This is a genomic window from Arthrobacter tecti, from assembly GCF_054511355.1.
In genome coordinates, this window is sequence record NZ_JBTNCT010000014.1 from 82,213 (window position 1) to 94,537 (window position 12,325).

Below are 12,325 nucleotides of genomic sequence, written 5' to 3' on the forward strand. Positions count from 1 at the left end.
TTAGCGGGCACCCACCGGTCCGCGGTCTGCGGCGGGGAGGAAGCCGACCTTGCTGAACACATCCGCAAGCGTGACGGACGCAATCTCGCGGGCCTTCGCTGCACCGACGGCAAGCAGCCGGTCAAGCTCGGCCGGATCGGCCAGCAGTTCCAGTGCGCGGCTCCTGATCGGCTCCAGACGATCGACGACGACGTCTGCCAACTCGACCTTCAGGTGACCGTACAGGCGGCCCTCAAAGTGCCCGACGACGTCGTCCATGTCCTTCCCCGTCATCAGCGAGTAGATGGAGAGCAGGTTGGAAACGCCGGGCTTGCCCTCGCGGTCGAAGCGGATCTCTGTGCCGTCATCCGTGACCGCTGACTTGATGCGCTTCGCCGTCACCTTGGGTTCGTCCATGATGTTGATCAGCCCGGCGGCAGAGCTGGCGGACTTGGACATCTTCGCGGTGGGGTTCTGGAGGTCGTAAATCTTGGCCGATTCCTTCTGGATGAACGGCTTCGGCACCACGAACGTTTCCCCGAAACGGGTGTTGAAACGCTGTGCAAGATCGCGGCTCAGTTCGATGTGCTGCCTCTGGTCCTCCCCCACCGGTACGCCCTCGGGTTGGTACAGCAGGATGTCCGCCGCCTGCAGGACCGGGTACGTGAAGAGACCAACCGAGGTGGAGTCAGCTCCCTGCTTCAAAGACTTGTCCTTGAACTGCGTCATCCGCGATGCTTCGCCGAACCCGGTCAGGCAGTTCAGGACCCACGCCAGCTGGGCATGCTCCGGAACGTGGGACTGGACGAACAGGGTGCAACGGTTCACGTCCACGCCGCCCGCGATGTACTGCGCAGCGGTCAACCGGGTGCGCTCGGCCAGCTCGGCCGGGTCCTGGGGCACGGTGATGGCGTGCAGGTCCGGGATGAAATAGATGGCGTCGTAGCTCTCCTGCATCCGGACCCACTGGATGAGTGCTCCGAGGTAATTCCCGAGATGGAGGGAGCTGCCCGAGGGCTGCATGCCGGAGAGCACCCGCTGGCGCTGCGCGGGACTGCTTGGAGGTGCTGAGGTCATGTTGGTGCGGTCCTAAAGCTTGTAGTCGACGACGAGCGGGGCGTGGTCCGAGAACCTGGCTTCCCACGAGTGGGCACGGTCAACGACGGCGTGGAGAGCTGATGCTGCAAGTTCCGGGGTGGCGAGGTGGTAGTCGATGCGCCACCCGGCGTCGTTGTCGAATGCCTTGCCGCGCCAGGACCACCACGTGTACGGGCCGTCGATCTCACCGGCAAGGGTGCGGTGAACATCCACCCAGCCAACAGACTCGCTGAAGAAGTGATCGAAATAGGCGCGTTCCTCCGGCAGGAAGCCCGCCTTCTTCAGATTGCCCTTCCAATTACGGATGTCCAGGGTGGTGTGGCCGACGTTGAGGTCTCCCACCACAAGGGCGTGGTCCCGTGTGCCGCGCAGGTCCGTAAGGCGTGCCGTCATCAGGTCGAGGAACCGGTACTTGTCCTCCTGCTGCGGCGATCCCGCCTCACCGGAATGGACATAGGCACTGGCAACGGTGACCTTCGCGCCGTCGAACTCGAAGTCCGCTTCCACCCAACGGCCCGCGGTGGCGAAGTATGCGTCACCGATGTGCTCGCGCGTGGCGATGGGAGCTGCACGGGATGCGATGGCCACACCCGCGCGTCCTTTGGCCGCTGCTTCCGCGTGGACGATGTGCCAGGAATCACCGAGGAGGCCCCGCACTATCTCATCCGGCGCACGCACCTCCTGCAGGCACAGGATGTCGACGTCCCGGGCAGCGAGCCATTCCTGCATCCCCCGCCGGTAGGCGGCGCGGATACCGTTTACGTTCACCGTGGCAACGCGCAGGGCATCAGGGTGCTTAGTGCTCTCAGGGGTTGGTGCCAAACTCACCCAATCAACCTTACCGGAGGGGTCAGAGACCAGCGGCTAATCTACGACCGTGCCCTCGACAGGGCCGTCGTCGTTGTTTTTCATCATGCTGCGCGCGTTGTGGGAGGTGATCTCGATGGTCTCGATTGCGCGGTCCACCATGCCCTCGTCTTTGCCCAGATGATCGCGGATAACCCTCGCCTGCACCTGGACGATCTTGAAGCTGTGGTCCAGCTTCTCATCCCGCATCGCCGACGAACGGGGGGAGGAACCCGGGCCAGCCATGCCGCCGCCGGCCGCACGGTTGAACTCCTCGATCCGGGCACCCGCCTTGCGGGCAGCCGAACGCAGGGTGAAGACCACGAAGCTGAAGATAAGCAGCCATCCGAGGGAAATGATCACGACAAGCCAGCCGACGACGTCGTTCTCATTCGCCGCAAAGACCACGGCCACAAGGAAGACCACCAGCATGATGGCCATTCCAATGCTGCCCATCCGCAGGCTCAGGCCCTTGCCCGCGGGCTTTCCAGAAGTTCCCAGTGGTTGCATTCCTCCATTGTCGCAAAGAAGGCTGGACCCTAAGCCGCCTTCCACCACCGGCGAAAACACACCCTGCGGAAACCCAGCAAACTTTAATTCAATTCACACCCATCCGTGACCCACCGCACGTCGAACTAGGGTTATGCGTGGCTTTGAATGCACGCGTCCCATTCGCACAACGGAGGAAATCATGAACAAGAAGGCTCTCCTCGCAGTTCCCGCTCTCGCATTGGGCATGGTTGCCCTTGGAAGCGCTCCTGCGATGGCAAACCACGCAAACGGTACCTACACCTCGGAGCTGGGTCAGCTCAACGGGACAACGGGTTCCGGCAACGTCACGGTGACCATCAACGACAAGCAGGCCACGGTCTACCTGGAGGTGTCCGGCCTCGCCGCGATGCTCAATGCAGACACCGTGTACCCGCACGTTCAGCACATCCACGGTGGAGCACAGGGTGTTTGCCCTACCGCGGCCGCTGACGAAAACGGTGACGGCATTGTCTCCACCACTGACGGAGCTCCGTTCTACGGTGGCATCCTCACCACGCTGAGCACCAGCGGCGACACCAGCCCGGCTGCGGGTCTTGACCTGACCCTCGGCGGTCAGGGTGCCTCGTACACCGTTGAGCGCACCTTCGAGATGAACGCAGAGACCCTGGACGCGCTTGCTGCCGGGACCGCTGTCGTTGTTGTCCACGGCCTGGATCCCGCCACTGCCGGCGTGAGTGAAGAAGTGTTCATGTCGCGTAGCGATCTCACTCCTGAGCCCGCTGAGCCGCTCCCCCTCGGTGCAACTTCACCAGCACTCTGTGGCACCCTGGCACTCTCCCAGATGGGTGAAATGCCTCAGGGTGGCGCTGACACCGGTGTAGAGCAGCAGACCGGCTCCAACCTGGGCATGATCGCCCTCGGTGGTGGCCTGGTTCTCGCTGCAGCAGCAGGTGGCACCTACGTTGTTCGCCGCCGCGGCAACAACTAAGGACTGATCTGATTTCATGATCAGCTCGAACAACGGCCGCCGCAGAGGCTTTGCAGTCTCTGCGGCGGCCGCCCTTCTTATCCTGACCGGTTGCGGCAGCACACCCGGCAGTGACGGCGCGCAAGCGCCAAGTACGACGACGGCGCCCGCCTCGTCCGCTCCAGCTTCGCCCGCTCCGTCGGTAGCGGAGACAGCCCCGGTCGCCGAGCCTGCACCTGCTGAGTCCCTTCCGCCGGTAATGGAAGCCTCCGAGCCCGTATCATTCACGATCCCTTCGATCGGTGCCGGTTCCGAGCTGCTGTCCCTGGGCATCCGTGAAAACGGTTCGCTCGAGGTCCCGCCGGACGGTCCGGGAGCACCGGCGAGCTGGTACAACCAGTCACCCACGCCGGGCGAACGCGGCCCTTCCGTGCTGCTTGGCCACGTCAACGCAACGGACGGTGGACCGGGTGTCTTTGCCGACCTTCGCAGCCTGAAGCCAGGTGACCGGATTGACGTGTTGCGGGCAGACGGTTCAACCGCCACTTTCGAGGTCACGCGAGGCGAGCAGTACCCGAAGAATGACTTCCCCACCGCTACCGTCTACGGCTACACGCCGGAGTCCGAGATCCGTCTCATCACGTGCGACGGCTACGATCCCGCGACGGGGCTGTTCGACGACAACTACGTGATCTTCGCAACGCTGGTTATCTAGCCCGTCCTCCCCAATCGACTCTCCTCAAATGGTCGTTATGAAGCGCGAATCGCGGCTCAAAACAACCATTTGGGGAGAGTCGATGCGCTTTTAACAGGTCACCAGCGGACCAGGCAGAATGGGTGCCCTGCCGGATCGAGGTAAACCCGGAAGGCCTCCGTACCGGAGTCCATGCTTGTGGCTCCCAGCGCGAGGACCTTCTGCTCGGCAACGTCCAGGTCCTCCACCCGGATATCGAGGTGCACCTGCTGCGGGAGGTCCTGCCCCGGCCATTTCGGCGGAGTGTATTCCTCCACTCTCTGGAAGGCCAGGGCCGGACGGTCCGGGGCGTCACCGATGGTGATCCAGCCGTCGTCGTCGTGTTGGACGCGGATCATCCCAAGCATGTCCTCGTAGAACGAAGCGAGCTGGTCCGTATTGGAACAGTCAAAGACAGTGGCGTGCCATTTTCCGATCATGGTTCCAGTATCTGCTCACAGACCTACTGCGGAAAGACTATTCCGGACAGCGCCTGTCCTATTTCAGGAACAGCTTCCGCAACCTCGTCGTCGTGAGCACCATCCCGATCAGGATCATCACCAGGTAGTAGGTGATGTGGATTGCCGTTGCCGGAGTGAAGATGCCAACGCTGATCTGCCGCAGGAGCTCGACACCGTGCCACAGCGGAAGTGCCTGAATGAACCACTGGATGGGCTCAGGGTAGACACTCAGCGGGTAGAACGTGGCCGAGAACAGGAACATCGGCAGCATGACGAAGTTGATCCAGTCCATCTGCTGGAAAGTCTTCATGTAGCTGGTGATACCCATGCCGAAGGACGCGAATCCGAAAGCGATCAGCACCGACGCCGGAATCATCAACAGGGCCCACGGCGTGGTGATCAGACCCATCATGCCCATGACTGCCGTGAATCCCGTGGCATACAGAGCGCCGCGAAGCAGCGCAAGGAAGATCTCCCCGATCGCAACGTCGAGGGGGCCCAGCGAGGTGTAGAGCATCCCCTGGTACAGCTTCGCGAAGTTCATCTTGAAGAACACGTTCCAGGTGGAGTCATAAACCGCACCGTTCATCGCTGAAACGGCCAGCAGAGCGGGCGCGATGTAGGCGGCGTAACTGATCTCCCCACCACCGGGTCCGACGACGGCCCCCACCAGTGCGCCCAGGCCCAGACCCATCGAGACCAGGTACAGTACCGGCTCGAAGAATCCGGAAACCATGATCATCCAGTTGCTGCTCTTGGTTGCCATGAGGCCGCGGCTGATCACGGCTTTCGCGTTGCGCGCATAGAGGGCGCTGAACGGACGGTCCCGGGTAGTTATCTGATAGTCCTGTGTGGTCAGTACCTTGCTCACTGGCCCAACCTCTGTTCGTAGATGCGGCGGGCGAGGATCCAACCCACGAGGGCCAGCCCGATCAGGTACAGGACGTGGATCACCGAGAGCCAGATCGGCTCGGTATAGCCGTACGTAAGCACCCGCCCCAGCTCCGTACCGTGCCATAGGGGTGAAATCCAGCCGATCCAGCGCAGGAAGACAGGGAGCGTCTCAAGCGGGAAGAATGTTCCGGAAAACAGGAACAACGGCGTCACGATGAAGCGCATGACCAGCGCGAACTGCCCCTTGTCCTCCTTGATGCTGGCCGAGTAGGCCAGCAGCGGCAGCCCGAAGGCCAGGCCGCAGAGAACGGCGACGACGATCGCCACCGAACCCCACGCAGACGGCGAGGCGCCGAATAGTGCGACGATGGCGAAGTAGATCGCGGACATCAGGAACAGGCGGATGGCGATCGCGATGATGTAGCCGTTGACGATCTGATGGACGGCGAGCGGGGACGCGTGCGGCCCGTAATAGACCCTGCGCCATTTGAATCCGTCCATCACGGGATACGTAAACTCCGTGGCCGCCGCCATGATGGTCGCCGAGGACAACAGCGCGGGCGCGATGAAGGCGAGGTAGCTGACCCCGCCGAAGGCCGCCTCGGCGCTGTTCTGGTCAACCAGGGTGGCCAGGCCAACACCCATCGCGAAGAGGTACATCACCGGGTTGCCCACGCTGTAGGCGAGCAGGGTCCAGCGATAGCCGTTCATGACCTTCAGGGCGTGCTCCGCGTAGTACCAGGACCCGAACTTGCGGGCCCGCTGCGCCGCTACCGTCGGTGAGTGCGCCTTCAGGGTGGGTGCCGCCGTCGTCGTGCTTGTATCCGGGGTGCCGGCGCGTTGGCTAGTCAATGAGGCTCCTACCGGTCAGGCGCAGGAAGACATCCTCGAGCGAGGACCGGCGCACCAGCGAGGTGATTGGGTGCAGGCCGCGGGCGGTGACCTGCTCGAGTGCCGCTTCACCGTCTTCGGTGTAGATCAGGACGCGGTCGGGCAAGGGTTCCAGCCGGTCGCCGATGCCCTGCAGCTCGGCGGCGACTGTCGCGTTCCGCTCGGACCCGAAGCGCAACTCAAGCACCTCACGGGTTGAATGCTCACGGATGAGCCTGGCAGGCGAGCCCTCGGCCATGATCTGTCCCTTGTCGACAACGACGAGGCGGTCGCACAGCTGCTCGGCCTCGTCCATGTAGTGGGTGGTGAGGATCAGGGTAACGCCGGACTCCTTGAGGCGGAACAGGCGGTCCCACAGGATGTGGCGGGCCTGCGGGTCCAGGCCGGTAGTGGGCTCGTCCAGCAGAAGGATCTTCGGCTCATTGATGAGCGAACGCGCAATGGTCAGGCGGCGTTTCATACCTCCGGAAAGGGAATCGACCTTCGCCTTCGCCTTGTCCGTCAGCTGTGCGAACTCAAGGAGTTCATCCGCTTTGGGCTTCAAATAGCTCATCGGCAGTCCGAAATAGCGCCCGTACACCAGCAGGTTGTCGCGCACACGGAGCTCTTCATCGAGGTTGTCCTGCTGCGGCACCACCCCGAGGTGTGCACGCACCTCGGGACCGTGCTGCTCCGGATCGAGACCCATGATGGTGAGCTTGCCGGAGGTGCGCTGCGAGACGCCGCCGATCATCTTCATGGTGGTCGACTTGCCTGCGCCGTTGGGACCGAGTAGACCGAACGACTCCCCCGCCGGCACGTCGAAGGAAATGTTATTGACGGCTGCGAAGTCGCCATAATGCTTGGTCAGCTTCTCAGCCGAGATGACGTAGTCCGGAATAGTTTGGTTGGGCACCAGATCAGACTAGAGGATTTCTCCGATTGGCAAAAGCCAATCATTTATTAATGCGGACTGTGCGCGTCCGCATTCTCCGATTAGTTCGGGGCGGCTTCCAGACGGGTACGACGGCGGCCGCCACCTCATCCGCTGAAGGTGGCGGCCGCCGTCGTCGTGCTTTTTTTAGCGGGTGCCGATCCCTGCCTGCCGTTCGGCTGCCTCCACCACGTTCGAGAGAAGCATCGCCCGGGTCATCGGACCTACCCCGCCCGGGTTCGGCGACAGCCAACCGGCAACCTTCGCGGCATCCTTCGCGACGTCTCCGCTCAGCTTCGCCTTCCCGGTGTCCGGGTCGATCACCCTGGTGACGCCGACATCGAGCACAATAGCTCCCGGCTTCAACTGCTCACCGGTGATCATGCCCGGCATGCCTGCGGCGGCTACGACGACGTCGGCCTCCGCCAGGTGCCTCGGCAGGTCAACCGTGCCGGTATGGGCGAGGGTGACCGTGGCGTTGATCGACTTGCGGGTCAGCAGCAACCCGAGCGGCCTGCCGACCGTGACTCCACGGCCCACCACGAGGACGTTCTTGCCTTTGAGGTGAATATCGTGACGCAGCAGGAGCTCCACGATGCCGTTCGGAGTGCACGGCAGCGGGGAATCCAACTGGTCTTTGACATTGAGCACGAGTTTGCCCAGGTTGGTCGGGTGCAGCCCGTCCGCATCCTTCCCCGGTGCCATCCGCTCGAGGATCGCGTGCTCATCCAGGTGGGCCGGTAACGGCAACTGGACGATATAGCCGGTCGTGGCGTGGTCGTCGTTCAGTTCATCGATGACCTTCTCGAGGTCCTCCTGGGTGATATCCCCGGGCAGATCCCGCCTGATCGAGTTGATGCCGAGCTGCTCGCAATCGCGGTGTTTAGCCGCGACGTACGTGTGGCTTCCGGGATCGTCGCCGACCAGAACCGTACCGAGGCCGGGCGTGATTCCCTTCGACTTGAGCACGCTTATCCGCGCCACCAGCTCACTTCGGATCGTTGCCGCGGTGGCTTTGCCGTCAAGTATCTGTGCGCTCATCTACGCGGCTCCTTTATCCAGCTGCTCGAGCAAAAAAGCTTTGCCGCGCTCACAGCACCCTGTGAAGCAGCATTCGTCAGTGGGGATGTCGTACGCATTGAAGGCTGCCGCAGCCGACTCCAATGCGCCTTTCGGGAGGTCTTCTACCATTCCTCGTGACCGGGGTAGAGCGGGAAGTCGGCGGCAAGGCGGGAAACGCGTGCACTCAATGCCTCGATGTCGGCGCCAGGCTTCAGGACCGACGCGATGATCTCGGCAACCTCGGTGAATTCGGTTGATCCGAAGCCGCGCGTGGCCAGTGCCGGCGTTCCGATGCGAAGACCGGAGGTGACCATCGGCGGGCGCGGATCGTTCGGGACGGCGTTCCGGTTCACAGTGATGCCGACCGAATGCAGAAGGTCTTCCGCCTGTTGGCCGTCGAGCTCGGAGTGGCGGAGATCAACCAGGACCAGGTGCACGTCGGTACCACCGGTAAGGACGGAGACGCCGTGCTCGGTGACATCGCTGCCCATCAGGCGTTCCGCGATGATGCGGGCACCTTCGAGGACGCGCTCCTGGCGCTCCTTGAATTCCGCGGAGCCGGCGATCTTGAAAGCAGTGGCCTTGGCCGCGATGACATGCATGAGCGGCCCGCCCTGCTGACCCGGGAAGACGTTGGAGTTGAGCTTCTTCGCCCACTCCTGCTTGGCCAGGATCACTCCCGAGCGGGGTCCCGAAAGCGTCTTGTGGACTGTGGAGGTGACGACGTCGGAGTGCGGCACCGGGCTCGGGTGCAGATCCGCCGCTACCAGGCCGGCGAAGTGAGCCATGTCAGTCCACAGCAGGGCGCCAACCTCGTCAGCGATCGACCGGAAGGCTGCGAAGTCGAGGTGCCGCGGGTAGGCGGACCAGCCGGCGATAATGACCTGTGGCTTCTCGGCAATGGCCTGCTCGCGGACGCGCTCCATGTCGAGCCGGTTGGTGTCATTCTCCACACCGTAGGCTGCAACCTCGTACAGCTTGCCGGAGAAGTTCAGCTTCATGCCGTGGGTCAGGTGCCCGCCGTGCGCCAGGGAGAGGCCCATGATCTTCTCGCCGGGCTTGATCATGGCTGCAAGCGCTGCGGCGTTCGCCTGAGCTCCGGAGTGCGGCTGGACGTTGGCGTATTCGGCGCCGAACAGTGCCTTCACGCGTTCGATGGCGAGGCTCTCGGCTACATCAACGTGCTCACAGCCACCGTAGTAGCGGCGTCCGGGATAGCCCTCGGCGTATTTGTTGGTCAGCACCGAGCCCTGGGCCTCAAGGACCGCGCGGGGCGCGAAGTTCTCCGATGCGATCATTTCGAGGGTGTCGCGCTGACGGGCCAGCTCGTTGTCGAGGACTGCGGCGATTTCCGGGTCAACTTCAGAAAGAGGTGCGTTGGTGACGGACTGGGTCACAGAGGGAGATGAGGTCACGGGAGGCTCCTGGTTGTGGCGGCTTTCTACAGGTCAGGCTACCTGCTGCACTCACTGCACCCGAAGTTGGTTCGTGTTGAAGCAGGTATAACTTGACCTACGTCCCAGGCGTGCGATCCGTGGTCTGCGCTTGAGCGCCGTCTTACAACAACGGCGCACTTGCCGCTTCCTGGTGGTTACCCACCTAACGCCAGTCGCGACATCCCGATTCTATCGGCTCCGCGGCATGCCCCGGAAGTATGTCCGACGGTGACTTCCGACGCCGCGGGCTTGCTCCGGAGGCCGGTACCCTTGGAGCGTGACCTCCGCTGTACTTTCCGAGGGCGCCGGCAACGCGCCGTCGTCGTTCATTCTGACCCTCTCCTGCGATGACCGGCCGGGCATTGTGCATGCTGTCTCCGGCGCCCTTGTAGCGGCCGTTTGCAACATCACCGAGTCCCAGCAGTACGGCAGCCCCGATTCGGGCACCTTCTTCATGCGGGTCGCGATGACCACTTCCTCGCCGCAGACGGCCCTCCTGGCGCATCTGTCCCCGGTCGCGGAGGCCTTCGGGATGACCTGGAACCTGCACCTCGCCGGAACACCGGCGCGAACGTTGATCATGGCGTCGAAATCCGCGCACTGCCTCAACGACCTCCTCTTCCAGCAGCGCGCGGGAATGCTGCCGGTTGAAGTACCCGTGATCGTTTCCAACCACACGGAGTTGGCTGACCTCGCGGCGTTCTACGGCGTACCGTTCCATCACGTACCGGTAACCGCTGACGGCAAGGCGGCTGCAGAGGCGAAATTGCTTGAGCTGGTGGCTCAGTATGAGATCGAGCTGGTAGTCCTCGCCCGGTATATGCAGGTGCTCAGCGACAATCTGTGCTCGCAGTTGGTGGGGCGGGCCATCAATATTCATCACTCGTTCCTGCCCTCGTTCAAGGGTGCCAGGCCCTACCACCAGGCCCATGCACGCGGGGTGAAACTGATCGGTGCCACGGCGCACTACGTGACGCCGGCGCTGGACGAGGGACCGATCATCGAGCAGGAAGTGATTCGCGTAGACCACGCACGGACGGCGCCGCAACTGGTTGCTATGGGCGCCGACGTCGAGAGCCGGACCCTGGCGCAGGCAGTCAAGTGGCACGCTGAACACCGGGTACTGCTCGACGGCACGCGTACCGTGGTATTCAACTGACCCCTTTTCGAGGAGGAACCATGACCGACGAAGCACCCCTGCGTTACCGCGTCCTGACCGGCCAGGACGACAAGGCCTTCTGCGCCCGCGTCAGTGAAGCCCTCGAAAGCGGCTACCGACTGCACGGGGCCCCTGCGCTCACGTACAACGGGGACCGCGTGATCGTTGCCCAGGCGTTGGTGCTGGAGGACTGACGGCTTCGCTTTGACGCGTTCGCCTTCGTGCCGGACAATTTCGGTCGATATCGTCTTCCTCACCGCAAGATGTGGTGACTTTGAAGATTTCGCTCGACTATGCTGCCGTCCGGCGCCGCCCTTCCGCCGGAAGCCCAGCGTTTCGCAGGTGCTCCGCCAGCCTCTCTGGGGTAATAGCCGTGGGCCATTCCCATCGCACGACGTTCAGCCCCAAGGCACGCAGCCTGTTCTCGCGGTTCTTCTCATCAATGACAACCTGGGACGGCGTCCGGCCCTTCAAATACTCGGGCTTTAGATACTTCGTCCGCCCGTCGAATTCGCCGACCAGCCCGTAGTCCTTCCACCAGAAGTCAACCTCAGCGAGTTTGCCGCGCGCATCGCTGAAGCTGTGTTGGAGTTCGGGTGCCGGGAATCCGAGCAGGTGCATGTTGACGCGGCTGATGGACTCCCCCGGATACAGTGCCAAGCCATTCGCGAACTCGAGCACGCGCAAGGCGCCCCGCTGTTTCGCCTCGGTCACGAGCAGGTCGACCCGGGAACGGACGTCGCTCTCGGTCACTTCGCGCGTAGCCCGCTCCGGTGGCAGCGGCTTCTTGTTCAGAAGCCTGTCCATCACGGCAACGGCCCACGGAAAATCGTATACAGAGGATAAATCAATGGCGGTCTGCACCTTGTCGATCACGCGCCATTGGCCCACGCGTTCGGTCGCGAACTGCTCCGGATGCCTTGAGCTCCGCTGTACACCATTCCGGCTTGTCCTTCTGCTGCCGAGCGGAATCGCAACCTGGACAGCCGAAGGCAAGGACGGTCGCGGCTACCCCCAGATCATACCCGCTGATTCCCGATAGAAGACTGGCTCCTCCTGGGCGGTAAGGACCACTGATTCCATTCGTTTGAAGACGCGTTCCTCATCCGTGAGTGCGTTCCATGCCACAGGATCCACGTAGCAGCCGTGTCGAATTCTCAGCAGACGTCCATCCCGTGCCGCTCGCGCCAAGTACTGCGGCCAGTTCGGATCGTGCGGCCGTTCACCCAACGTCAGTATTCGCGCATCCTTCATCTAGTCACCTAATCGTGCGGAAAAGCCCAGCTAGTGTCCTGCGCCGTAAATTAGTTCTATAAGTTGTAGAATGGGGTATGCCACGAACCGGTCGCCCCAAAGCCGAACTGACACTGACTGATGATGAACGCCAGACCCTG

15 protein-coding genes are annotated in these 12,325 nt (G+C 62.7%); 4 read left to right on the forward strand and 11 right to left on the reverse strand.

Features of this window, described 5'->3' with window-relative positions:
- Genes trpS through ACX80C_RS14760 form a run of 3 tightly spaced genes read right to left on the reverse strand, consistent with a single transcriptional unit; the run spans position 1 to position 2,433 of the window.
- On the reverse strand, positions 1-1,056 hold the full coding sequence (gene trpS, locus ACX80C_RS14750) for a tryptophan--tRNA ligase (protein ID WP_459327202.1): 1,056 nt from the start codon (positions 1,054-1,056) through the stop codon (positions 1-3).
- Positions 1,057-1,068: 12 nt separating this feature from the next.
- A complete protein-coding gene (locus ACX80C_RS14755; protein WP_459327203.1) occupies positions 1,069-1,905 on the reverse strand; it encodes an exodeoxyribonuclease III in 837 nt (278 codons plus the stop codon).
- Between the two features lie 36 nt (positions 1,906-1,941).
- Positions 1,942-2,433, reverse strand: a complete 492-nt coding sequence (locus ACX80C_RS14760; RefSeq protein WP_167991626.1) for a hypothetical protein — start codon at positions 2,431-2,433, stop codon at positions 1,942-1,944.
- 181 nt (positions 2,434-2,614) lie between these two features.
- Here ACX80C_RS14760 and ACX80C_RS14765 point away from each other — a divergent pair, with 181 nt between their 5' ends.
- Both ACX80C_RS14765 and ACX80C_RS14770 read left to right on the forward strand, forming a co-directional pair.
- Positions 2,615-3,403, forward strand: a complete 789-nt coding sequence (locus ACX80C_RS14765) for a hypothetical protein (RefSeq protein ID WP_459327204.1) — start codon at positions 2,615-2,617, stop codon at positions 3,401-3,403.
- A gap of 16 nt (positions 3,404-3,419) precedes the next feature.
- Positions 3,420-4,097 carry a class F sortase gene (locus ACX80C_RS14770; RefSeq protein WP_459327205.1) on the forward strand — a complete coding sequence of 226 codons (678 nt, stop codon included), beginning with the start codon at positions 3,420-3,422 and terminating at the stop codon, positions 4,095-4,097.
- 98 nt (positions 4,098-4,195) lie between these two features.
- Here the strand turns inward: ACX80C_RS14770 and ACX80C_RS14775 are convergent, their stop codons facing one another.
- From ACX80C_RS14775 to glyA, 6 genes are all read right to left on the reverse strand, one after another.
- Positions 4,196-4,555 carry a VOC family protein gene (locus ACX80C_RS14775; RefSeq protein ID WP_459327206.1) on the reverse strand — a complete coding sequence of 120 codons (360 nt, stop codon included), beginning with the start codon at positions 4,553-4,555 and terminating at the stop codon, positions 4,196-4,198.
- Between the two features lie 58 nt (positions 4,556-4,613).
- On the reverse strand, positions 4,614-5,447 hold the full coding sequence (locus ACX80C_RS14780) for an ABC transporter permease (protein WP_459327207.1): 834 nt from the start codon (positions 5,445-5,447) through the stop codon (positions 4,614-4,616).
- On the reverse strand, positions 5,444-6,322 hold the full coding sequence (locus ACX80C_RS14785; RefSeq protein WP_459327208.1) for an ABC transporter permease: 879 nt from the start codon (positions 6,320-6,322) through the stop codon (positions 5,444-5,446). Before ACX80C_RS14785 ends, ACX80C_RS14780 begins: the two co-directional genes overlap by 4 nt.
- A complete protein-coding gene (locus tag ACX80C_RS14790; RefSeq protein ID WP_459327209.1) occupies positions 6,315-7,256 on the reverse strand; it encodes an ABC transporter ATP-binding protein in 942 nt (313 codons plus the stop codon). The genes ACX80C_RS14785 and ACX80C_RS14790 overlap by 8 nt, the downstream gene beginning before the upstream one ends.
- A gap of 165 nt (positions 7,257-7,421) precedes the next feature.
- Positions 7,422-8,315, reverse strand: a complete 894-nt coding sequence (locus ACX80C_RS14795; protein WP_459327210.1) for a bifunctional methylenetetrahydrofolate dehydrogenase/methenyltetrahydrofolate cyclohydrolase — start codon at positions 8,313-8,315, stop codon at positions 7,422-7,424.
- A 143-nt stretch (positions 8,316-8,458) separates the two neighbouring features.
- Positions 8,459-9,751 (reverse strand): serine hydroxymethyltransferase, encoded by a 1,293-nt coding sequence (gene glyA / locus ACX80C_RS14800; protein ID WP_459327211.1) that lies wholly within the window; start codon positions 9,749-9,751, stop codon positions 8,459-8,461.
- Between the two features lie 298 nt (positions 9,752-10,049).
- Between glyA and purU the strand changes: the two genes are divergently transcribed.
- Positions 10,050-10,931, forward strand: coding sequence for a formyltetrahydrofolate deformylase (purU, locus tag ACX80C_RS14805; RefSeq protein WP_459327212.1), 882 nt, complete (start codon positions 10,050-10,052; stop codon positions 10,929-10,931).
- A gap of 20 nt (positions 10,932-10,951) precedes the next feature.
- The gene (locus tag ACX80C_RS14810) at positions 10,952-11,125 is read left to right on the forward strand and encodes a DUF1737 domain-containing protein (protein WP_459327213.1); all 174 of its coding nucleotides are present in this window, start codon (positions 10,952-10,954) and stop codon (positions 11,123-11,125) included.
- Positions 11,126-11,222: 97 nt separating this feature from the next.
- Here ACX80C_RS14810 and ACX80C_RS14815 read toward each other — a convergent pair whose 3' ends face one another.
- Complete coding sequence (locus ACX80C_RS14815; protein WP_459327214.1) at positions 11,223-11,738, reverse strand: hypothetical protein; 516 nt, start codon at positions 11,736-11,738, stop codon at positions 11,223-11,225.
- 201 nt (positions 11,739-11,939) lie between these two features.
- The gene (locus ACX80C_RS14820; protein WP_459327215.1) at positions 11,940-12,185 is read right to left on the reverse strand and encodes a type IV toxin-antitoxin system AbiEi family antitoxin domain-containing protein; all 246 of its coding nucleotides are present in this window, start codon (positions 12,183-12,185) and stop codon (positions 11,940-11,942) included.
- Positions 12,186-12,325 lie beyond the last annotated feature (140 nt).